Here is a 22,423-nt window from a genome sequence, read left to right as displayed (position 1 = left end):
TTCTTTCAAATTTATATTTTGTTGATGTTTGGTAACTGTAAAGATAAAACTTTTTTAAAGAAAAGTGGAATATCCGAGCCTGCAGGTGTTTCGGTGATCATCCGCCAACAGAAAGGAATAGTCTTTTTTCTCAGTAATAAAATTCTCTTCCACGTCTACGGAAACAGGAAGAAAATAATCATACAAAGCCTGAAGTACTTTTCTGAAGGGGTTTCCGGGGATATATTTTTTTACATCCGTGTAAGGAATCGGTCCTATATTAACCATCCAGTTCCGCTGTCCGTCCATATGTTTACCACTTGTTATATAAGTAACACCAAGCTGGGAGTTCCCTAAAAGCATAGAATCATCATTTTTTCCTATATCATCCACTACATTAGGAGTAAAGGTTACTTCAACAGGGACTTGCAAAAAAGCAGTCATGCATCTTTCAAACCATTTTTTATCTCCCCTGATCTGATGGAAAAACGGCAATATATGAATGAAAATATAAGCATTCTGCTGGTCCAGCATTTTGATAAGGGGCCAAAGCTCACTTGTAATATCCAGTAAGGTATCCGTATCACTTGCAATATCAAATTCATACTCTTTCAGCAGGGAGCTGATCTCCGTAAAAAAGATTTCCAGCTCGAAAGGGCGGAAAAACTTACGGGCATCTTCCTCTACTTTTTTCTGTTTGCGTATTTCTTTGACGACCGTTTCAATATTTTTCCGGGAAGTACTGAGAGAAGGCGGATGAAATATTCCCTCGGGAAGATAATCATAAATCCCTTCCCTATAGGTTTCTAAGGTAATCACTTCTTCATCAAGTCCTAAATAGCTGCTGGAAATACTTTTTATATCCTTCAAATAGGCCCTGTCATTGATACCGCTCCGCTCTATGAATATATTACTTACAGCTCTGTAATATTTTAGAAGATTTACGGCTACTGCTTCAGCCTTAAAATCCGTCTGTAATTTGTTGTAATACATATTGATGATATTCTCATGCATAAGCCCTTCTTTGCTTTATGATTATTTTGTTTTTCAGGTGTAAAGATAATATTTCTCCCCTATTTGAAAAAAGTATCATCTTAAATTTATTTCAGAATAATAGCCTGATAAAATTATAAAAAATTTTTAATTGATTATTTATTCATAAAAAAATATGGTTATTATATTTTAACCTGCTGAGATCTAATATTATTTACACATAAAGTATAATATTTAATATGATTTGTAATGGTAGTTGAAAAACCTATTTTATCTTTGCAGTTCGAAATTATAATTTACAATGAAAAGTATGTATTCTAAGCTTTTGCTTTTATTATTCATTTCCTCTTCCTTATATTCTTATGCGTGGGGATTAACCGGTCACCGGGTAATTGCTGAGATTGCTGAAAACCATCTTTCCGGAAAAGCGAGAAGGGAAATAAAAAAACTAATGGGAAAAGAACGCCTTGCCTATTGGGCCAACTGGCCGGATTTCATTAAATCCGATACCACAGGGGTTTGGAAACAGGCTTCCGCATGGCATTATGTAAATGTGGATCCTCAAACGGACTTTAAATCATTTGAACAAAATTTAAAAGCCCAGGCCGGACCCAACCTTTATACTCAGGTAAAAACTCTTTCTGCTCAAATAAAGGATAAAAATACGCCTGAAAAGGACAGAAAAATTGCTCTTATATTTTTAATTCATATCATGGGTGATCTTGCCCAGCCTATGCACACAGGGAGAGCCGGTGATCTGGGAGGTAATAAAATCAATGTGAGTTTTTTCGGCAGCAAAACCAATCTTCATTCCGTATGGGACGGTAAGCTTGTGGATTCTCAAAAATACAGTTATACGGAATATTCCAAGCTTCTGGATATCAAATCCAAAGATGAAGTACGTCAAATCCAGAACGGTACATTAGAGGAATGGCTGTATGACTCTCATAAAATAGCCAATACCATTTATGCCCAAACTCCTAATGATGCTAAATTAGCCTATGATTATGAATATAAATTCAATGCTACTCTGGAAAGACAGCTTCTTTACGGTGGTCTGAGATTAGCCAAGGTACTGAATGATTTATTCTGATTTTAAAACATCAGGTTTATGATAAAAGCCCGGACAACTTTCTGAGTTGTCCGGGTTTATTTTATTCTAGTCTCCCTTAGATTTTCAGGTATTAAATATATCGGTAAAATATAAAACACCTGATAACCAATCATTTAAAATAATTCTTTAATTAAATTTTTCATTTTTAACGCTAATCCGGAAAAAAAATTAAACCCGGTGTAACCTTTTTGGTATTTCAAACGTATAATATATGTAACTCTATTTTTGAGGATAAAATAAATGAGACAGTTAAAAATTACCAAGCAGGTTACCAATAGGGAGACTGCTTCATTGGACAAGTATTTGCAGGAAATTGGTAAAGTGGAATTGATTACTGCAGACGAAGAAGTAGAATTGGCGCAAAGAATACGTGCTGGAGACAGAGCCGCATTAGAGAAATTAATAAAAGCCAACCTTCGTTTCGTAGTTTCTGTATCGAAACAATACCAAAATCAGGGTCTTTCCTTACCGGATTTAATTAATGAAGGTAACTTAGGATTAATGAAAGCTGCAAAAAGGTATGATGAAACCAGAGGTTTCAAATTTATCTCTTACGCCGTTTGGTGGATTCGTCAGTCGATTTTACAGGCTTTGGCTGAACAGTCAAGAATTGTAAGATTGCCACTGAATAAAATTGGTTCAATCAATAAGATCAACAAAGCATATGCTCACCTTGAACAGGAAAATGAAAGACCACCTTCCCCGGAAGAATTGGCTGAAGTTCTTGACATGAGTGAGGAAGATATTAAAGAATCTATGAAAAACTCCGGTAGACACCTGTCTATGGATGCTCCCCTTGTAGAAGGTGAAGATTCTAATCTTTATGATGTATTACGTTCAGGAGAATCACCAAGTCCGGACAAAGATTTAATGTTAGAATCTCTTCAGATTGAAATCGAAAGAGCTTTGAATACATTAACACCGAGAGAAGCCGACCTAGTGAGATTGTATTTCGGATTAAACGGAAAACATCCTATGACGTTAGAAGAAATTGGTGAAACTTTCGATCTTACAAGAGAAAGAGTTCGTCAGATTAAAGAAAAGGCGATCAAAAGATTAAAACACAATACCAGAAGTAAGATCTTAAAATCTTATTTAGGTAAATAATCTTAATGTAATAATTATTAACGGAGTTTGATTTTCAGACTCCGTTTTTTTTATTTTCTGAACAATAAAAAAAGGAACCTATATGGCTCCTTAACATATCATTTAATTAAATGGAATTACTTAATTTCAGTTTTCACATTCCCACATGAGGACATGGCTTTTCCATAATAAGGATTTACAATCTGCTTTTCATTGCTTAACCAGTCTGCGTTCTTCATAGGACAATGCTGAACATATACAGGCTGAGCGGAAAGCTTAAATTCTTTGGTTAAAGCAATCATATTTCCCGAAAGTCTTTGAAATGCCTCCCTCTGATTTTTTATATTTTTAGTTTTGGATATAACATCGGCATCTTTTGTAAGCGCCTTTAATTTATTTTCCGGCAATGTTTTAACCGAAGAAGCGGATTTAATAAATTCCTGGGCTGATCTGGAAGCTTTATCGGCATCATCTGAACTTAAAGACGTTTTGATGGCAATATAATCTTTATATAAGGTCGAAACCTGGGCATCGGATTTTAGTTGTGCAGCCACCGAAAATACGGAGAATACAGTCAATAATGCTGTAATGATATACTTTTTCATAATTAAGTAATTAAAAATCTTAAACAAAAATAAAGAGAAGTTATAAATGCCTGTTATAAAATTTTGTAATCTTATTGTAAAATTCTGGAAAATTAATTTGCTACTCATTCTCTTATCTTTTTTAATATTTCACTGAATAATGAAAAATAAAATATGAATTAGACTATACTCTCAGTTTAATTTAATAGATTTGTGAATCACCTTGTAACTCAAAAACACATTAGTCAATACTAATCTATGAAAACATTCCTAATCTATGTATGCTTGTTTATTCTGTGTTTTTCTTGTTCAAAAAGAGAAAAAAAACAAAATTTATCCGGCACTACCGAAAAGGAAACAGAAAGAATTATTACAGATACTACACTCATAGGCGGTGCTTTGATAGAACTCATTGACAATAATGGGAAAAGTGAGATTAAAATTCATTCTGAAAAATATTCCCTCTCAGGAAAAATCATAGGACATCCACCCTTTTATTTTTTGAGAAATAATGGTGAAGTTCTATCGTTGTATTGGGATTTTGCACACAGAACTTACAGGAACAAGTAATATCAATACCCAGATGTTCAATCGGAAAAAGCAGAGATTAGGTTCCAGACTCATTCTAAAAACTAATAATAATGTATGAAAAAAAATATTTCCATTTTTATCCTGAGTTTGTTTATTATTTCCTGTTCCCAAGAAAAAAAGAAAGTCTCTACAGAGTTTAAGTCTCAAAAAAATATTACTGATAAAGCTATAGTTGGTGGTATACTTCTAGAGCTTACAGACAGCATAGGAAAGGGTACGTTAAACATAAAGTCCGATCAATATAAAATATCGGGAAAAATAAAGATTGAATCTCCATGCTATTTCTTAAGAAGAAATGGAAAAGTTCTGTCTTTTTCTTACCCCGATGTCAATGTAGATCACACAATCATCATACAGGGAAGAAACGGAGTCCAGGGGATTTTGTTTAAAAAAGACAGTATTATTTATGAGGATTTTTTTCCTACAAAAACTCCATACAGCATTCAGGAAGGAGCAGATGAAATTGTTTACCAGGATTTTGCTCATAGATTTTATAAAAACAGATATTAAAAAAAACTCCTGAAAATTTCAGGAGTCTGTATTTTATTTTATTTTAAATTCAAGTTTGACATTAAAGAACCTACCTGTTAAACGTACAGGAACCGGATACATCAAATTGGTATTATAATCCGTTACCCACTGATTGGCAACCGTATTATTAATATTAAAGGCATTAAATACCTGCACACCTAAGGTGAGTTCTTCAAAATTCCCCCAGAAACCATACATATTCTTTTTGTTTTTAGAGTCTATAAAAACTTTGGAAAGTCCGATGTCTACTCTTTTATAAGAGGGTAAAGTTTTCTGATAATTATAAGGATTAGTCATTACCGGAGATCCGGTAGGCAGTCCCATAGCATATACTAAAGTAAGGTTCACACGCATGGATGGAAATTGAGGCATATAATCCTGATAGAACATGGCAAAGCGGAACCTCTGATCTGTAGGTCTCGGAATATTTCCCTGGCCATCAATATTCTCATATACCCTGGCATAACTCGCCGATAACCACGAATCTATTCCCGGAACAAATTCCCCATACAAACGTGTATCTATTCCGTACGCATATCCCGTAGCATTATTTTTCCCTGAATAACGGATCCTTACATTATCCATGTAATAAGGAATCAGGTTATCCATTTTCTTATAATAGGCTTCTGTAGTAAGCTTAAATGGACGGTCGTACATATAAAATTCAAAATCATTACCCAAAATCATCTGTAAAGAACGTTGGGATTTTATATTTGAGTTAAAAGTACCATCCAGATCTTTGATCTCCTTATAAAAAGGCGACTGATAATACACTCCCCCGGAAAGCTTGAAGAGCATATCCGTTTCCCAATCCGGTTTTATAGCAAACTGGAACCTTGGTGAAAATATGGTTTCATTATTAAAACTCCAATGGGAAACCCGGGCACCGGCATTTACAAAAACTTTGCTGGCTCCCCAGAAAAATTTCTGCGAATATTGTGCATAAGCGGAAAGTCTTGTAGGCTCAATACTGTTGTTCCCTGAGATTAAATAATTAAGTGTAAGGTCCGAAGAATTAGGAATTCTCGGATCATCCAGAGGTCTTGGAATACTATATCCGGAAGAGTCCACCACTTTCCATTCGTTGGTAAGATCTTTAAGATTTTCTTTTTCATATTTAAATCCTACTTCGATATCCGTATTCACATTCGGGGAAAATCGGGTTTTAAACTGAGCCCCGTAAGTTCTTACAAACAGGTCATTTCGGGCATGCTCAATCTGTCCTCCCACATCATATGAAGTCACAGGATTTCCTGTAATAGGATCAAAAGTCTGTAAAATATAAGCAGAAGAAATAGTATAATATTCTCTTTCTCTGTTCTGATAAGCAAAACTATCCAGGGTAAACCTCCATTTATCAGAAGGCTTATAATTCATGGATACGGTTCCCATCATATTCTTATACTTATCATTTTCTTTTCCCCCATAGCTTACGTTAAGATTAATAGGCTGGTCTACCGTACCAAAGTCCACACTTCGCTCCTTTGGAACCATCTCATAATCATTTTTGGAGTAATACCCTATAAATGATAATGTAAACTTAGGACTGATATGATAATTGATATACGATTGAAAATCCCAGTACGTAGGATTAAAATCAGTATCTTCATTTAAAGTATTAAGAACCAGATTGGTATTTCTGTATCTTCCGGAAAATAAAGCCGTTAGTTTTTTATTTTTTGATGCCAGACCGGTTGTTAGTCTCCCTCCTATTAAGCTTGCTTCTCCAGAAACTTCAAATTTTTCCGGTTCACGATAGTAAATATTTAAAGCAGAAGACATTTTATCTCCATATCTGGGTTCAAATCCTCCGGCTGAGAAGTTAACCGTAGAAACCATATCAGGATTAATGATACTTAATCCTTCCTGCTGGGAATTCCGGATAAGAAAAGGTCTGTATATCTCAATATCATTGATGTAAATAAGGTTCTCATCATAGTTACCACCCCGAACCATATATTGGGAAGAGAGCTCAGTATTGGAGTTTACGGAGGGTAAGGTTTTTATAATACCTTCAATACCTCCGGAAATACTCGCTACATTCTGAGCATCTTTTGCTGAAATTTTCACATTGGTGAGGTCATTGGTTTTTCCGACTACTTTTTTCTGGAATACAACTTCCTCAATATCGGTTGTCCTTGTAATGGTGTCCTTTTTCTTCACCTGGGAGAAAGCTAACATAGGGACAAGGATACTCAGTGGTAAAACTATTTTTTTCAAAAGAAATGTTTTAGGATTTCAAAAAGTGAATTTATAAATTTTATTTGATAATCTGGCTTTGTAAGAAAACTTTTGACCATACATCAATAAACTTTTCGGGAAGTTTTTTCTGTTTTATTGCGGAAATGCAAATAAATACATCCTGCTCGCCTTTGGTGAAGTAATATACCTGGGATTCTGTAGTATCGGAATCTTTATAAGCATCCGCTTCCATGGTGAAAAGAATATATTCTCTTTCATTTTCTTTGCTACGGGACAGCTCTTTTACTCTCAGATTATCAGTTTTGGCTGCCACCAATTTGGTCTGATTATCCAAAAAAGCCTGTAAAGGAGTCGGCTGCATTTTTTATCGTCAGTTTCGTTACAATAAGATTATAATTATCCCAGTTTTGCCCTTTAGGAATATATTCCAGCATCTCCATTTGAGGAGTTTTCTGATTCTCTGCCAAATAAAGGCTGTATTCAGCAGGTAAAACAAATTGTAATGAATCCTTCTTCTGCGCATTAAAAACAGAAAAGAAAGAAAAAATAAAAAGGGTGGCCAGTTTTTTCATCATTATAAAATAGCTTCCCGGACTCTAGTTAATTTTTGTAAAAGATCATCTAACAGGTCCAATCTTAGCATATTAGCCCCATCCGACAAAGCGGTTTCAGGAGTCGGGTGTGTTTCAATAAAAATACCGTCCGCTCCTACTGCAATTCCGGCTTTCGCGATTGTTTCGATCAGATCAGGTCTTCCACCTGTAACACCTGAACTCTGGTTGGGCTGTTGCAGGGAGTGGGTAACATCCAAAATAACGGGAGCATATTGCTGCATGGTCGGAATACCTCGGTAATCCACAATTAAATCCGTATATCCGAAAGAATTACCTCTTTCAATAATAGCTACTTTCTGATTATCGGAATCCGTTATTTTCTGTACGGCAAACTTCATGGCTTCCGGTGAAAGAAACTGTCCTTTTTTCAGGGTTACACATTTACCTGTTTTTGCAGCAGCTACTAATAAATCCGTCTGACGAACCAAAAACGCAGGAATCTGTAAAACATCTACATATTGGGCGGCTAAAGCCGCATGCTCATTTTCATGAATATCGGTGGTAGTAGGAATATTAAAAGTTTCTCCTACTTTTTTAAGTATTTCCAGAGATTTTTCCTCTCCTATGGTAGTAAACGAGTCTACTCTACTTCTGTTAGCCTTTTTAAAGCTACCTTTAAAAATGTAGGGAATATTATACTTATTGGTAAGCTCAATTACTTTTTCTGCAATGTTGAGCGCCATATCTTCTCCTTCAATAATACATGGTCCGGCAATAAGAAAAAAGTTCTTTGAATCTTTGTGCTGTATATTATCTAAATATTGTATCATCTTAATTATTAATTATTTTCTAAACATTGAATATTAAATTCTGTTCATTATTTTATTTTCTAAATATAAGCTATTTCTTTACTAAATCAATAGTTAAAAAAGTGCTTTTTTCTACTTGTTTATCTTTCCCGGTCCTTAGTCTTATTCAAATTTATACCCAATTAAAGATAAAAAAATGAGTGCAAAAACCGTTTTGAAATAATAACGGAAATAGACCTTCTTTATTGATAAAATCAACAAAAAAATTCTCTGTTCCCCTTACATTTTCTTCAGCACCTTATCAAACGTACTGATATTCCTGCTCGTCAATCTGTCTTTAAGGCTTTTCTTTCCCAACACCTTTCCAAAAGTAGAGCCCAGCGTGTTTCCTTTAGGAACCTGCCAGTAAAATGTATTATCCAGGATACAACCTTTTTCATCTTCTACCGGGACCGTGTTTTCAAATTCCTGCATTAAGATATTTTCAATGTCCGAAGCTCCGATAAAAGCATAAATGTGAAAATCCTCTTTTTTCTCAAATGGATTTTTATTCCAAATATTTTCTATTTCCTCTTTAGTTCTCAAAAAAAGAAAAGCTTCATAGGAAAAATGCTCTGACATGGCTTTTTCCAGCTTTACTTTAAGACTGCTTTCCATCTCTTCAGAAGAAAAAATTATATTACCTGAAGCCAGTACGGAACTGACGTCTTCCATCCCTTCATTACTAAAAACCTCACATACTTCCGCCATCTTCATATTGGTTCCTTTTACATTCACTCCACGAAGAAAAGCACAGTATCTCATCGTTTTATAGTATCTAATTATTTTAAATCTTTCTCTCTTACATAGAGGTTATAATCCGTACCCGAAGGTTTCAGGTTATAAATCCTTTCTAATATTTTGTTGTCACTTTTCAGGTGATCTTTTACACGAAACTCTTTTAACAGCTTATAATGTTCTTTATAATACGCACCGTTTTTGCCTTTGAATATATCATCGTAAGTAAGCAGGTATTTGGGCTTTCTGTTTTTAACCGTATTGATCCAATAATTGGGTTTATCTTTTTCAATCTCTGTCTGAACTTCCTTATCTACCAGCCCCACTTCATCAATCGTTTTCAATCCTGAAAAATAAGGTACGTAGCCGGCCGGCTCCAGTAAGATCCACTGATTTTTATCTTTTTCATATTGATTCAGGTATAAACCGATCGTTCTTCTGTAATTCCATTCCCCATTTCCCGTAGCAATCGAATGAACCGTCTGAAAAGCAAACATCGGTACAATATAAAAGACAAGAAGTAAAAACAGCCAGAGATTTCTCTTCGTTTTTTGCTCCAGTACAAACACTAACACCGGCGTGAAAAGCAGCAGCTGAGGAACCCAGTAATACCAGTCAAATAAACTTCTCTGGGATATGAATATCAATTGTTTTGCCCATCCGAAAAGAAAGATCATCCATAGAAAATAGTTTCTCTTTTCTTTCTGTCTGATAAGGAAAATAAAGCAGACCAGCTCAAAAATCAGTACAACAATAGTAGATGGATTAAAATCACCCGGCAATTTCAGCATTCCCCAGAAGTTACCGTAACTTTGGTTAAAGTATTCGAGATTCTGGGCCATAGTGAAATTATTGTCGTATCTCAGCTTTTTAGCCGTAATCGTATTATTGACAATTTCTCCGAAATAAAACCAGTTAAATGCCACTACAATACCTACGCCCAATATTCCTCCCAGGATATAGCTCCATCTGATCTTTTTGTTCCAGAAAACATCTACAAGGAAAACAATTCCTAAAAAGATAACCGTATCAATCCTTGTAAATAAAATTAAAATGGGAAATAAGATCAAAGCCCATTTTTTTTCTTTTTTGAAACCATAGTACAGTAAAGCCATTTCTAAAAAGAAAAGGATTCCATATTCCATTCCCAAAATTGAAATTTTAATGGCAGGAGGCAGAATACCGATCAGAAATATAAATATAGCTTTATGCCATGGATTTTTCAGCAACAAGTGTGAAAGTAATAAAGAGCCAATTGTAAATAAGATGGAATTAAATATCAGGAGCGGTTCAATAAACCCTTCTTTACCTAAAACCAAATTAAACAGATAAGAAACAAAAACGTATAAATGAGTTGTAGAAGCTGATATTTTTTCATCTCCATTAAATCCTATTACTCCGTAATCCAACAAATTCTGAGCTACCCTCCAGGTAATGAAAGCATCTTCCTGGATATAATGGGTCAGTAAAAATAAGAGTTTGAAGACTACTGTAAAGATTACAGCATAGATTGGAATTTTATTATTTTTTGTTTCAGCCATCGTGCTTTTTTAATTGCACAAAGATAATTCTAATATTTATGAATACAAATAATAAAAAAAACGGAACATATGTTCCGTTTTTCTATTATAATATTCTTTTATTGAGTTGCTTTAATAATTGCTGTTGTAATCTGATCCTCTTTTTCCTTTGAGTAGGTGGAGTCAAAAGGTTCCATGATATCAAACAGGTATTGATAGAATGGTGTAATTTTCTGTACATTTTCCGATTCGCCGATGGCTTTTTCTTTACCCATCTGCTGAAGGTCTTTTATGAAAACATTAAACTTCTTATCAATCGGCTCGATGGATTTTACCAGATAAGTATACGCCTTATCTTTCTGCCCGATTTTTCCGTACGCATCAGTAACCGCTGATACTACAAGAGAATATTCCATAGGTTTTGTTCTCATCTGTCTGTTCAGGAAATGCTGTTCAGTCGGGCTCAGACTTAGGTAATAATCGTATTCTTCAAAAATTCCTTTTTTAAGGATTTCCGCAAGCTGAAGACCTTTCTGTTCCTGGCCAGCCACAATATATCCATATACAATTGCGCTTAAAGAACGTGGATCATTATATTTTTCAGCCGGGATTTCCTTAGCTGCCAAATCCAATAGTTCCAGTGCTTTTCCTTTTTGTCCGTTAAGGGATAACGCTGCTGCTGCCCTGCTTGCTGATGTTCTATAGCTGATGATATTGGAAGTAGCCGTTTCATCAAAGTGAACATTCAGGTCTTTGAAATTACCCCATTTGAAATTCTTAACTACATTATAAAGCTGGTCAGCATCCACTCTACCCAGATCTCCGTCTATGCTTCTTGGAGTATGAACAGGGATCAGGCGATAGCTAAATCCGTCAAATTGGAGGTATTCGTCCAGATAGAAAATATTTTCACTGTCATAAACCCCTCCCGATGAAAAGTTGATTGGTCTTTTCCAGTCAAAGTTAGCCAGGATATCAAACATCATCAGGTTATTTTTATATAATGTATTTCCTTTATAATCGATGGTGATCTGATTAACCGTGTGAGGCATGTCAGCTGCTGTAATGATTCCAGCCTTTAAAGCATTATTTTTATTAACCGGTAAAATAAATTTGGTTACAGGTAAGAAGTTATATTTTTCGTATCGTTCTTCTCCAAAGATCATTTTTAATATTTCATCTTTCTGAGGAGACTGGAACTTAATGAAATTAACGGCTTCTTTTAATGTCATAGAATCCTGAACCAGATATTTTCTGAACATTTGCAGTTCCGTTTCCGGAGCTCCCTGCTGCTGAAGATTATTGAATATATTCTGCCAGTCTTCTTTTTTCATCAGATAAACCTGATCATTCACTCCGTCTCTGTAATCATCGTGAGTTAGCTGACTGGGAATAGGCATTGCATTATAAGTTCTTCTCTTTACCTGATCAATATTCCATGGCGTTGACAATAATGTAAAGTTAACTACTTTCACATCATCACGGAACCTTTCGGTTTCCTGAATAGCCCATACCGGATAGGTATCATTATCTCCGTACACAAAAAGAATATCTTCTTTCGGGAGAGACTTTAATACGGAATAGGAATAGTCATAAGCGGTATAACGGTTACTTCTGTCGTGAGGATTATAATTCTGGAATCCCATCATAAGAGGAACTCCCAATAAAATAACACCAGCTGCGATATTGACTGCATTGGATTTTACTTTAGACTGAAGGAACCATAGCAGCGCCCCGGCTCCTAATCCTATCCAGATGGCAAATGCATAGAAGGATCCTACCATTGCATAATCCCTTTCTCTCGGCTCAAATGGCTTTACTCCTGTGTAGAAGATAATTCCCACACTGGTAAGAATAAATAGGGATAATAAAGCATAGAATCTTCCGAAATCCCTGTTCAGCTGGAAAAAGAATCCGATCAAGCCTAAAATCAAAGGAAGGAAAAAGAATTTTACCGTGCTTTCATTTTTAAATTTAGCAGGCATTTTATCCTGATTTCCCCATAAAGCATCATCAATAAATGAAAATCCTGAAATCCAGTTTCCATTGGTGCTTTCCATATTTCCTTCCAGATCATTCTGTCTTCCGACAAAGTTCCACATCAGGTATCTTACAAAATAATATCCGTTCTGGAAGGTAAAGAAGTAATCCATATTCTGGGCAAAAGAAGGCTTCTGCACTTTAATAAGGTCATAAGGTCTTACTTTTAAATAATCTGAAACCGTAATGGATTTATCTTCATATTTTTTTCTCAGGTCATCAAAAATTTCTTTTGCCTGAGGATTATCCGCTACATTTTCATTATCATAATTAAATGTAAAGTCAGGAGCCCCATACATGGAAATATAATTGGCCATTACCGATTTGTCCTCATTGAACATTCTCGGCATAAGGCTTACATGAGATTTGTTGAAAACATAGTTAAAACGGTCGTTTACTTTTCTGTAAGTTCCGGTTTTTTCATCTTTTTCATAAACATCTCCTGTTTTTTTGGTTTTATAGCTTCCGTCTTCATTTTTTTCTATTCCGTTGGCATCAAGGAAAGCCGTATAGTTTTGTCCGTAAATAGTCGGCCAGTCACCATATTGTTCCCTGTTATAATAATCCAGCATTCCGATGGCCGTATCAGGATCATTAAGGTTCATTGGCGGATTGGCATTCGCTCTGATAGGAATTACCATCCAGCATGAGAAACCAATCATCATGAATACTAGAGATAGTGCAATGGTCTGGTAGACATTTTTTTTGGTATTTCTAGCATACTTTATAATCAGGTAACACGCTGCAACCATAATAATAAAGGCTGCAATCGTTCCTGAATGGAAAGGAAGCCCCAGTCCGTTCACAAAGAAGATTTCCAGTCTTCCGAACATGGTCATGATCAGAGGGAAAACTACTTTGAAAACAAGTATTAAAATAATAAGGGTGATAACATTTGCCCAGATAAAGTTTTTCCATGTAAACTTATAATTTCGGGCGTAGTACACTAAACATACTGCGGGAATGGCAAGCATTCCCATCATGTGAACCCCTACAGAAAGTCCTACTATGAAAAAAATAAGGATAATCCATCTTTCATTTCCTGCTACGTTATATTCATTCTCCCATTTGGTAATCAGCCATACTAAGAGGGCTATAAACATGGAAGCCATGGAATACACTTCCCCTTCTACCGCGGAAAACCAAAAAGTATCGGAAAACGTAAAGCATAAGGCTCCGATAACTCCCGCAAAAAGGATAGAAATTTCCTGGTGTCTGGTCACTTCTTCAAAGTCTTTATTAAGAAGTCTTCTTACAAAGTGCGTAATGGTCCAGAATAAAAATAAAATAGTCAGGGCGCTGAAAAGCGCAGACATCGCGTTAATAACAATGGAATAATTTTCTCCCTTCCCAAATGCAAAAATGGCGGCCACAGCCCCCACAATCTGAAATAAAGCAGCACCCGGTGCGTGCGTTACCTCCAGCTTTACAGCAGAAGAAATATATTCTCCACAATCCCAAAAGCTAAAATTTGGCTCTATGGTTGATAAATAAGTAAAGAATGCTATTACAAAAATTACCCACCCCAAAACGGTGTTCCATCGTTTAAAAGTCCAGTTTCTCATAGAATTAATTCAATAGTGCGAAAATAAGGTTTTTAGATGATTTTATGTTGTTTTTAACAAAATTTAAAGATTTTGGCGTGGTTTTTGCCAAGATTCAAGGGCTGAGATTGCAAGCAAAAAAATGATATTTATCTTTTACTGGCTTACTAATTGAACAAAAGTTTAGATATTATTTATTTTTTTGTATTTTTGCGGTCAGATTTTTATTGAAAAATAACAAATAATGAGTAATGTTTACGATAATATTCTTGGCCTAATTGGAAACACTCCTTTGGTAAAGCTAAATACTGTAACAAAAGATATTCCTGCAACTGTTTACGCCAAGTTAGAATCATATAATCCTGGACATTCCACTAAAGATAGAATTGCACTTCATATTATAGAAAACGCTGAGAGAAAAGGTTTATTAAAAGAAGATTCCGTAGTTGTTGAAACTACTTCCGGAAATACAGGATTTTCTCTTGCTATGGTTTGCATCATCAAGGGGTATCAATGTATTCTCGCTGTAAGTGACAAGACAAAACCTGAAAAAATTGCCTACCTTAAAGCTCTTGGTGCTACCGTATATGTATGTCCTGCAAATGTACCTGCGAATGACCCCCGATCTTATTACGAAGTAGCTAAAAGAATTGCTGCGGAAACTCCCAACTCTGTGTACATCAATCAGTATTTTAATGAGCTGAATATTGATGCCCACTATCAGACTACAGGTCCTGAGATATGGGAACAGACGGAGGGCAAGATTACTCATCTTTTCGCTTGTACGGGAACAGGAGGAACCCTCTCCGGTTCGGCAAAATTTCTGAAAGAAAAAAATCCTGATATAAAAATAATCGGTGTAGATGCTGATGGCTCCATTCTTAAGAGCTATCATGAAACAGGAGAAATCCACAAAGAAGACGTACATCCTTATCAGATCGAAGGAATGGGAAAAAATTTGATCCCTTCCGCTCTTCTATTTGATAAAGTAGACGAATTTGTGAGAGTAAATGATGAAATGTCTGCCTACAGAACCCGTGAAATCGCCCTTAAAGAGGCAATCATGGGAGGTTATACGACAGGCGCCGTTACTCAGGCTTTAATACAGTACGCCCAGTCTCATCCATTCTCAAAAGATGATATGGTAATTCTTATTTTCCCGGATCATGGTTCGCGGTATATTACTAAAGTATACAGTGATAAATGGATGGCTGAACAAGGCTTTGTTAATAATTGTGTACATAACTATGATGAAGTTTTCAAAACAGAATTCATTAAATAATAAATAATTTACGAAACAAATCAAGCCTTTTTTGTAGACCTTAAAAGGCTTTTTTACTTAAAAAAACCCTTTAAAAAATGTTAGATATTTTTGAAAGAATAAAGCAAAATCCAGGACCTCTTGGCCAATTTGCTGATTATGGTGAAGGTTATTTTATTTTTCCAAGATTAGAAGGACCTATCGGACCCAGAATGCAGTTCCAGGGAAGAGAAGTTATATTTTGGAGTGCTAATGATTATTTAGGATTATGCAACCATCCTGAAGTGAAAGAAGCTGATGCTAAAGCTGCTGCAGAATATGGAATGTTCTACCCTATGGGAGCAAGAGCAATGTCCGGAGAGACCGAACAGCATTTGCAACTGGAAAGAGAATTAGCTGAATTTGTTCAAAAGGACTCTGCTTATTTATTAAATTTCGGTTACCAGGGAATGGTGTCTACTATTGATGCTTTGGTAAACAGAAATGATGTAATCGTATATGATGTTGATTCACACGCCTGTATCGTAGATGGAGTAAGATTGCATGCTGGAAAGAGATTTACGTATAAGCATAATGATATGGTAAGCCTTGAAAAAAACCTTCAGAGAGCTACTAAAGTGGCTGAAGAAACAGGCGGAGGTATTTTAGTGATTACGGAAGGGGTTTTCGGAATGCGCGGACAACAGGGTAAAATCAAAGAGATATGTGCTCTTAAAGAAAAATATCAGTTCAGATTATTGGTAGATGATGCCCACGGGTTCGGTACTTTAGGAAAAACAGGCGCCGGAGCAGGTGAAGAACAAGGCTGCCAGGACCAGATTGACGTATACTTTTCTACTTTTGCCAAGTCAATGGCAGGTTTCGGGGCGTTCTTAGCAGGAAATAAAGAGATTATCCGATATTTAAAATTCAACTTAAGATCACAGATTTTTGCAAAATCATTGACGATGCCAATGGTAATCGGTGGTTTAAAAAGACTGGAGCTTTTAAGATCCAGACCGGAAATCAAGGCTAAGCTTTGGGAAAATGTACATAAATTACAGAATGGTCTGAGAGAAAGAGGATTTAATATCGGAGATACCAATACATGTGTAACTCCTGTAATGATGCAGGGAACACCTGTGGAAGCTACCCTTCTTGTAAAAGACCTGAGAGAGAAATATGGAATTTTCACTTCGGTGGTAGTTTATCCGGTAATTCCAAAAGGAATGATTCTTTTAAGATTAATTCCTACAGCTTCTCACACTGATGCAGAGATTAATGAAACACTTTCCGCATTTGAAGCTATTCATGATAAACTGGTAAGCGGTTATTATAAAGAGGAAGAACAAAAACTTCTGCAGGAGCAGGGTTTAAGTTTCAAACCGATTTAATATAAGATTAGAAGCCACTGAATTTTCAGTGGCTTTTTTATTACTTCTTCGAACTTCAAAAACATCCAATCACTCCTCTCCTTTTCAGAACATTTCTTTTTATTGATATTTCCGATATTTTACCTTAAAAAAAGTAAATTCAACAACAAAATCAATTAATACGTTTATTTTGATTAAATTTGTCCATTAACTAGCTGAAAATATTTTAACGTTAGTTATTTCAACTTACACAAATGGATGAAAACATACAAAATTACAGACAGCCAATGGTTACTTCCATTGGAATTATACTAGGATTTGTACTGGGCTTTACAGGTAAATGGGCTACTGAACCAGTATCTAAAACCCAAACCTCTGACTACCTTGTAAGCACCGGATTATTTTTAAGCGTCATCTTTCTAATTATCTCTCTGTATCGAATTCTCAACAATAATTATCCTAAAAATAATACGGCAGGCTATTATAGGAAAACCCTAAAATTATTCATCAGCGGAGTTTGTTTTGCCTTTGTGGGAATCATTATTTCCATATTTCAAATTATACTAAACCACTAATGAACAAATTAATTATCTCTTTGATGGCCTTAACGACTATTGCATTCAGCTCATGCGAAAAGAATGAGGAACAGAATCCTACCGATCCGGAAATTTTTTATACTATGCCGGACGAAAGTGAACCTCATGAAGGAACCTGGCTTCAGTGGCCGCATCAATATCAGTACGGCACCGCCTACCGGAACAGCCTGGATCCCACCTGGGTAGCTATGACAAAAGCTTTGGTCTCCAGTGAAAAAGTTCACATCATCGCTTACAATGAAACTGAAAAGGGCAGGATTATTTCTTTGTTAAATACCGCCGGCATTCCCCTTGATGATATCGATTTCAAAATCTACAAAACGGATGATGTCTGGGTAAGAGACAATGGGCCTATTTATGTAAAGGATCAAAAAGGCAATCTGGTTATCGAAGACTGGGGCTTTAACGGTTGGGGTGAGAAAACGGATAGTGAAACCGGATTACCAATCACCTATTCAAAATGTAATATCATTCCTGCCAAAATTGCAGCCGATCAAAAAAGGACATTAGTAGATCTAAATTCTACCATGATCAATGAAGGCGGTAGTGTGGAAATTGACGGACAAGGCACATTGATAGCCTGCAAAAGCTCTATTCTGAATAGCAACCGAAATCCAGGGATGACACAGGCACAGGCAGAAAGTATATTCAAAAAGTATTTAGGGGCTACCCATTTTATCTGGCTTGACGGACAGGCAGGTCTGGAACTCACCGACCAGCATATTGATGGATTTGCCCGATTTGGAAATTCCAACACTATCGTTACCATGGATGAAAACAGCTTATTGGATTTTGATGTTAAGCAACGTGATATCAATACCTTATTTACTGCAAAAAATAAAAACGGCATTCCTTATACGTTTGTAAAAGTTCCTTTAACCAAAAACAATGTAAAAAAAACAGACGGTACCGATCTTGGATATCGAGGTTCCTATATCAATTATTATATAGCCAACAATAAAGTATTGGTCCCTAACTATAATGATCCGAACGACAGTATCGCCAACCAGATCATTCAATCTCTCTATCCTACGAGAACCGTGGTGGGAATAGATGTAAGAAATTTATATGAAAACGGAGGAATGGTACATTGTGTTACCCAGCAGCAACCTGCCTCTTAAGTTTTAGAAATTCAAACTAATTAAGAATTTAGGGTCATGATCATTTAATTTTTTTAAAATATATTTGCAAAAATTTTCTTTTGAAAGATTTGCTTCTTATTACTCCGCCTTTTACCCAGCTTAATACTCCTTATCCTGCTACAGCTTATATTAAAGGATTTTTAAATACCAAAAATATTTCAAGCTACCAGATGGATTTAGGAATTGAGGTTATTCTGAATTTATTTTCTAAAGACGGAATTGAAGAGGTGTTCAGTAGTCCCATCAGCCTTTCCAACATTTCTGAAAACGCTCAGCGTATCTATACTTTAAGAGATGAATATATCAAAACCATTGACCAGGTTATTCTTTTCCTGCAAGGTAGAAATCCTACGCTTGCACGACAGATCTGTACCCTGAATTTTCTTCCAGAAGCTTCGCGTTTCAATCATTTGGATGATATGGAATTTGCCTTTGGAAATATGGGATTACAGGATAAGGCCAAGCATCTTGCTACTTTATATCTGGAGGATCTATCCGATTTTATCATTGAAAATATTGATTCGGATTTTGGTTTCAGCCGATATGCGGAAAGGTTGGGCAAAAGTGCCAATTCTTTTGATGAACTTTATACTAAGCTCCTCGGAAACTTAACTTTTATTGATAAGATCACCTTAAAGATCTTAAAAGAAAAACTGGAATTTACCCAGCCTAAACTGGTTTGTTTTTCCATTCCTTTTCCCGGAAATTTATATTCTGCTTTCCGATGTGCCCAATTCATCAAGCAAAATTATCCTGAAATAAAAATTGCAATGGGTGGCGGATTTCCCAATACGGAATTGAGAGAAGTCAATGATCCCCGGGTTTTTGAATTCTTTGATTTTATTACTTTAGATGACGGTGAACTCCCGATAGAGCTACTTTATGAAAGTATTCAGAATTATTCAGGGAAAGAAGAACCAGAATATAAACGAACTTTTTTAATTGAAAACCAATCGGTTACCTATAAAAATAATTCCAAAAAGAACGATTATAAACAATCGGAAACCGGAACTCCCGATTATACCGATCTGCCGTTGGAAAAATATATTTCTGTTATAGAAGTCGCTAATCCTATGCATAGCCTTTGGAGTGACGGAAGATGGAATAAACTTACAATGGCTCACGGCTGTTATTGGGGAAAATGTACTTTTTGTGATATCTCGCTTGATTATATTAAAATCTATGAACCCATTTCTGCCCGGATATTAGTGGATAGAATGGAAGATCTTATCAAAACAACGGGCGAGACAGGATTCCATTTTGTGGATGAAGCTGCTCCTCCTGCCCTGATGAGAGAAGTGGCATTGGAAATCTTACGCAGAAAATTAGTGGTTACCTGGTGGACTAATATCCGATTTGAAAAAAGCTTCACCCAGGATTTATGCTTTTTATTAAAGCTTTCGGGCTGTATAGCTGTTTCAGGAGGGCTGGAAGTAGCAAGTGACCGATTGTTAAAGCTAATCGACAAAGGTGTTTCCGTAGAACAGGTTGCCCAGGTTACCCGGAATTTTACAGAAGCCGGAATTATGGTTCATGCTTATCTTATGTACGGCTACCCCACTCAAACTATTCAGGAAACCGTCGATTCTTTAGAAATGGTAAGGCAAATGTTTGAAATGGGTATTCTTCAAAGTGGTTTCTGGCACCAGTTTGCCCTGACCGCTCATTCTCCAATCGGACTCCAACCGGAAGAATTTGGGATTACTCCTGTAAAACAAAAAATTTATTTTGCCAATAACGATATCGAATTCACAGATAAAACAGGAATTGATCACAGCAAATTTAGTTATGGACTAAAAAAATCCATTTTTAATTATATGCATGGAGTTCATTTTGATATTCCGCTGCAAGATTGGTTTGATTTTAAAATTCCTAAAACGACCATTCATCCTGATTATATTCATGATTGTCTTTTACAGGAGAATGATTTTGCTTTCAAAGTAAATTCAAAAGTGGTTTTCCTGGAAAAAAACGTAATCGCTGAGAATTACGTAAAAACAAAAAAACAAAACTCCTGGCCATATACTCGAATTTCATTCCATTTAAAAACCAATATTGTTATAATTGAACTGGAGCAAGAAAAAGCAGAATGGCTGGTTAAAATTCTTGAAGAGAATTGTTTGGAAAATTCCAAAAAGATTAGTCTTCAGCAATTGAAGGGAAATTTTGAAGAAAGTTTTGAAGATTTTGAATTGTTTTGGTTTTCAAAACCGATGCAGCAGCTTAGGGATAATGGGGTTATTTTGTGTTTATAATAAGGGGAAGATTTAGATTTTGGCTTAAGCCAGATGAAATTTATTTTTATTTTAAACGGGCTTAAGCCCGTTCCTATTGAATATAATTGCAGACTATTTTTTCAAATGATTTGTCATATCATTCAACATTGATTGAAAATATTTTAATTCATTGTTAGAATGGGCTTAAGCCCATTCCTATTGAATATAATTGCAGATTATTTTTTTAATAGTTTGATTCCTATCATTCAACATCGATTGAAAATATTTTAATCCATTGTTTAGAATGGGCTTAAGCCCATTCCCATTGAATACACCATTTTATAATTATCCTTTTATAAAATTAGGATCCATAATGACCACTCTTTCAACTATAGATTTATAGGTAGGATATTTTAATAGAGAAGCTCTTCCGGACATCTCCCGGTATAAAGTGAAGCTTTTTCCATTGGCAGTTTTAATTTGCTTAGTGGTCGTAATATATTTTCCAATGTATTTATTGTTGGCGTCATAGATTTCGATATCTACAAAAGTTTTATCCATGATGGTATCATTGGAGCCAAAGCTTACGGGAAGATTGGTGAAGTAACCTACTCTTTTTCCTTTGCTCAGGATCTCACCTACATAATTAACTTCCAGCTGAAGCTTGTCAATTTTATTTCTTAAGGTGTAGGCTTCCTTCAGCTTACCTTCAATCTTGCGTTTGGGGGCATTGGTAAAGATTTCATCCAGCTTTTTGATATTAATACCTTTTTCATCAATGATTTTAAAACTTTTAAGACAGGTATAAATCGCTGATTTTTCATCTCCGGAAAATGCAGAAGGGGAAATATAATCTAGTTCCAGTGTTTTATCTCTGTTATAGACTCTATTGAGTTTTATGTAACTATCTCTTATTGAATCCAATATACTTTTATCTACGAATTCGATGGTGTAAATAGGAGTTTCTTTTAAATCCATAAAAGTATATTCATTGGATTTATTATTAATTTTTGCTACGGCAACTCCGTCAATATTAATTACTCCTCTTTTTACTTTAATATTCTGGGCATTAATGATCATTCCTAAAATCGTAAATAATATGATCATATATTTCTTCATAAAATCAGATTTTTTACAATATAAAAAAAGTGCAACAAAATGTTACACTTTTTTTGAAAATATATTTAGCTTTTTCTTTAATTTATTCACAAAGGATAATTCCTTTATCATGATTAAATTCTACAACACCGCTTTTGATAGGATAAGAAAAAACAGAGTCTTTTTCGTTTTCTCTGGTAAAATTCTTGGCATATGCATCTTCAATGGAGTTTACATATAATTTTACTTTTCCACCTATTAAAGAAGAAACTATTCCTGCGTGGTTTTTCATGATGTGAAATTCACCATTTTTTCCAGGCAATAATACAGAATTCACTTCTCCTTCAAAAACTACGTATTCTGGTGTTAAAATTTTTATATTCATTTTAAATTGCTTTTGGCTTTTGGCTAATAGCTGTTGGGCTATCAGCAAT

General features: G+C 35.4%; 20 protein-coding genes. 9 read left to right on the top strand and 11 right to left on the bottom strand.

Annotated elements, in window-relative coordinates:
- Positions 1-54: 54 nt before the first annotated feature.
- Complete coding sequence (locus tag ABJ974_RS07625; RefSeq protein ID WP_419870788.1) at positions 55-993, bottom strand: type VI secretion system baseplate subunit TssG; 939 nt, start codon at positions 991-993, stop codon at positions 55-57.
- 289 nt (positions 994-1,282) lie between these two features.
- Here ABJ974_RS07625 and ABJ974_RS07620 point away from each other — a divergent pair, with 289 nt between their 5' ends.
- Together ABJ974_RS07620 and ABJ974_RS07615 are read left to right on the top strand one after the other, a co-directional pair.
- A complete protein-coding gene (locus ABJ974_RS07620) occupies positions 1,283-2,065 on the top strand; it encodes a S1/P1 nuclease (RefSeq protein WP_419870787.1) in 783 nt (260 codons plus the stop codon).
- A 261-nt stretch (positions 2,066-2,326) separates the two neighbouring features.
- Positions 2,327-3,193: a sigma-70 family RNA polymerase sigma factor gene (locus tag ABJ974_RS07615; RefSeq protein WP_002979276.1), complete on the top strand. Its 867-nt coding sequence runs from the start codon at positions 2,327-2,329 to the stop codon at positions 3,191-3,193.
- Between the two features lie 116 nt (positions 3,194-3,309).
- On the opposite strand, the gene ABJ974_RS07610 is transcribed toward ABJ974_RS07615, so the two are convergent.
- Positions 3,310-3,777, bottom strand: coding sequence for a DUF3347 domain-containing protein (locus ABJ974_RS07610; RefSeq protein ID WP_419870786.1), 468 nt, complete (start codon positions 3,775-3,777; stop codon positions 3,310-3,312).
- Between the two features lie 237 nt (positions 3,778-4,014).
- On the opposite strand from ABJ974_RS07610, the gene ABJ974_RS07605 reads away from it, so the two are divergent.
- Both ABJ974_RS07605 and ABJ974_RS07600 read left to right on the top strand, forming a co-directional pair.
- A complete protein-coding gene (locus tag ABJ974_RS07605; RefSeq protein ID WP_419870785.1) occupies positions 4,015-4,326 on the top strand; it encodes a hypothetical protein in 312 nt (103 codons plus the stop codon).
- A gap of 75 nt (positions 4,327-4,401) precedes the next feature.
- Positions 4,402-4,857, top strand: a complete 456-nt coding sequence (locus ABJ974_RS07600; protein WP_419870784.1) for a hypothetical protein — start codon at positions 4,402-4,404, stop codon at positions 4,855-4,857.
- 33 nt (positions 4,858-4,890) lie between these two features.
- Here ABJ974_RS07600 and ABJ974_RS07595 read toward each other — a convergent pair whose 3' ends face one another.
- The 7 genes from ABJ974_RS07595 to ABJ974_RS07565 form a co-directional block, all read right to left on the bottom strand.
- The gene (locus ABJ974_RS07595; protein ID WP_419870783.1) at positions 4,891-7,098 is read right to left on the bottom strand and encodes a TonB-dependent receptor plug domain-containing protein; all 2,208 of its coding nucleotides are present in this window, start codon (positions 7,096-7,098) and stop codon (positions 4,891-4,893) included.
- Positions 7,099-7,138: 40 nt separating this feature from the next.
- Positions 7,139-7,441, bottom strand: a complete 303-nt coding sequence (locus tag ABJ974_RS07590) for a hypothetical protein (protein ID WP_419870782.1) — start codon at positions 7,439-7,441, stop codon at positions 7,139-7,141.
- On the bottom strand, positions 7,407-7,655 hold the full coding sequence (locus ABJ974_RS07585) for a hypothetical protein (protein WP_419870781.1): 249 nt from the start codon (positions 7,653-7,655) through the stop codon (positions 7,407-7,409). Before ABJ974_RS07585 ends, ABJ974_RS07590 begins: the two co-directional genes overlap by 35 nt.
- On the bottom strand, positions 7,655-8,464 hold the full coding sequence (kdsA, locus tag ABJ974_RS07580; RefSeq protein WP_419870780.1) for a 3-deoxy-8-phosphooctulonate synthase: 810 nt from the start codon (positions 8,462-8,464) through the stop codon (positions 7,655-7,657). The genes ABJ974_RS07585 and kdsA overlap by 1 nt, the downstream gene beginning before the upstream one ends.
- A gap of 258 nt (positions 8,465-8,722) precedes the next feature.
- Positions 8,723-9,247: a DUF1697 domain-containing protein gene (locus tag ABJ974_RS07575; protein ID WP_419870779.1), complete on the bottom strand. Its 525-nt coding sequence runs from the start codon at positions 9,245-9,247 to the stop codon at positions 8,723-8,725.
- A gap of 17 nt (positions 9,248-9,264) precedes the next feature.
- A complete protein-coding gene (locus ABJ974_RS07570) occupies positions 9,265-10,761 on the bottom strand; it encodes a hypothetical protein (protein ID WP_419870778.1) in 1,497 nt (498 codons plus the stop codon).
- 98 nt (positions 10,762-10,859) lie between these two features.
- The gene (locus ABJ974_RS07565; protein WP_419870777.1) at positions 10,860-14,345 is read right to left on the bottom strand and encodes a glycosyltransferase family 117 protein; all 3,486 of its coding nucleotides are present in this window, start codon (positions 14,343-14,345) and stop codon (positions 10,860-10,862) included.
- Between the two features lie 223 nt (positions 14,346-14,568).
- Here ABJ974_RS07565 and ABJ974_RS07560 point away from each other — a divergent pair, with 223 nt between their 5' ends.
- From ABJ974_RS07560 to ABJ974_RS07540, 5 genes are all read left to right on the top strand, one after another.
- Positions 14,569-15,606, top strand: coding sequence for a PLP-dependent cysteine synthase family protein (locus ABJ974_RS07560; RefSeq protein ID WP_419870776.1), 1,038 nt, complete (start codon positions 14,569-14,571; stop codon positions 15,604-15,606).
- A gap of 77 nt (positions 15,607-15,683) precedes the next feature.
- Entirely contained in the window at positions 15,684-16,958 is a 1,275-nt protein-coding gene (locus ABJ974_RS07555) for an aminotransferase class I/II-fold pyridoxal phosphate-dependent enzyme (protein WP_419870775.1), read from the top strand.
- Between the two features lie 233 nt (positions 16,959-17,191).
- Complete coding sequence (locus ABJ974_RS07550) at positions 17,192-17,512, top strand: hypothetical protein (RefSeq protein WP_419870774.1); 321 nt, start codon at positions 17,192-17,194, stop codon at positions 17,510-17,512.
- Positions 17,512-18,654: an agmatine deiminase family protein gene (locus ABJ974_RS07545; RefSeq protein WP_419870773.1), complete on the top strand. Its 1,143-nt coding sequence runs from the start codon at positions 17,512-17,514 to the stop codon at positions 18,652-18,654. Before ABJ974_RS07550 ends, ABJ974_RS07545 begins: the two co-directional genes overlap by 1 nt.
- Positions 18,655-18,734: 80 nt before the next feature.
- On the top strand, positions 18,735-20,930 hold the full coding sequence (locus ABJ974_RS07540) for a B12-binding domain-containing radical SAM protein (protein WP_419870772.1): 2,196 nt from the start codon (positions 18,735-18,737) through the stop codon (positions 20,928-20,930).
- A 306-nt stretch (positions 20,931-21,236) separates the two neighbouring features.
- On the opposite strand, the gene ABJ974_RS07535 is transcribed toward ABJ974_RS07540, so the two are convergent.
- Together ABJ974_RS07535 and ABJ974_RS07530 are read right to left on the bottom strand one after the other, a co-directional pair.
- Positions 21,237-22,010, bottom strand: a complete 774-nt coding sequence (locus ABJ974_RS07535; protein WP_419870771.1) for a hypothetical protein — start codon at positions 22,008-22,010, stop codon at positions 21,237-21,239.
- A gap of 82 nt (positions 22,011-22,092) precedes the next feature.
- Entirely contained in the window at positions 22,093-22,374 is a 282-nt protein-coding gene (locus tag ABJ974_RS07530) for a FoF1 ATP synthase subunit delta/epsilon (protein ID WP_419870770.1), read from the bottom strand.
- Between the last annotated feature and the right edge of the window lie 49 nt (positions 22,375-22,423).

Origin of the sequence: Chryseobacterium sp. CT-SW4 (assembly GCF_048572715.1) — a bacterium.
Classification (GTDB): domain Bacteria; phylum Bacteroidota; class Bacteroidia; order Flavobacteriales; family Weeksellaceae; genus Chryseobacterium.
Note: the sequence above shows the minus strand (reverse complement) of the source record. Positions and strands in the feature narration are given on the sequence as shown.

Coding starts and splice junctions, on each gene's coding strand:
- ABJ974_RS07625 (WP_419870788.1), bottom strand. CDS start 993: ATGCATGAGAATATCATCAATATGTATTACAACAAATTACAGACGGAT.
- ABJ974_RS07620 (WP_419870787.1), top strand. CDS start 1,283: ATGTATTCTAAGCTTTTGCTTTTATTATTCATTTCCTCTTCCTTATAT.
- ABJ974_RS07615 (WP_002979276.1), top strand. CDS start 2,327: ATGAGACAGTTAAAAATTACCAAGCAGGTTACCAATAGGGAGACTGCT.
- ABJ974_RS07610 (WP_419870786.1), bottom strand. CDS start 3,777: ATGAAAAAGTATATCATTACAGCATTATTGACTGTATTCTCCGTATTT.
- ABJ974_RS07605 (WP_419870785.1), top strand. CDS start 4,015: ATGAAAACATTCCTAATCTATGTATGCTTGTTTATTCTGTGTTTTTCT.
- ABJ974_RS07600 (WP_419870784.1), top strand. CDS start 4,402: ATGAAAAAAAATATTTCCATTTTTATCCTGAGTTTGTTTATTATTTCC.
- ABJ974_RS07590 (WP_419870782.1), bottom strand. CDS start 7,441: ATGCAGCCGACTCCTTTACAGGCTTTTTTGGATAATCAGACCAAATTG.
- ABJ974_RS07585 (WP_419870781.1), bottom strand. CDS start 7,655: ATGATGAAAAAACTGGCCACCCTTTTTATTTTTTCTTTCTTTTCTGTT.
- kdsA (WP_419870780.1), bottom strand. CDS start 8,464: ATGATACAATATTTAGATAATATACAGCACAAAGATTCAAAGAACTTT.
- ABJ974_RS07575 (WP_419870779.1), bottom strand. CDS start 9,247: ATGAGATACTGTGCTTTTCTTCGTGGAGTGAATGTAAAAGGAACCAAT.
- ABJ974_RS07570 (WP_419870778.1), bottom strand. CDS start 10,761: ATGGCTGAAACAAAAAATAATAAAATTCCAATCTATGCTGTAATCTTT.
- ABJ974_RS07565 (WP_419870777.1), bottom strand. CDS start 14,345: ATGAGAAACTGGACTTTTAAACGATGGAACACCGTTTTGGGGTGGGTA.
- ABJ974_RS07560 (WP_419870776.1), top strand. CDS start 14,569: ATGAGTAATGTTTACGATAATATTCTTGGCCTAATTGGAAACACTCCT.
- ABJ974_RS07555 (WP_419870775.1), top strand. CDS start 15,684: ATGTTAGATATTTTTGAAAGAATAAAGCAAAATCCAGGACCTCTTGGC.
- ABJ974_RS07550 (WP_419870774.1), top strand. CDS start 17,192: ATGGATGAAAACATACAAAATTACAGACAGCCAATGGTTACTTCCATT.
- ABJ974_RS07545 (WP_419870773.1), top strand. CDS start 17,512: ATGAACAAATTAATTATCTCTTTGATGGCCTTAACGACTATTGCATTC.
- ABJ974_RS07535 (WP_419870771.1), bottom strand. CDS start 22,010: ATGAAGAAATATATGATCATATTATTTACGATTTTAGGAATGATCATT.
- ABJ974_RS07530 (WP_419870770.1), bottom strand. CDS start 22,374: ATGAATATAAAAATTTTAACACCAGAATACGTAGTTTTTGAAGGAGAA.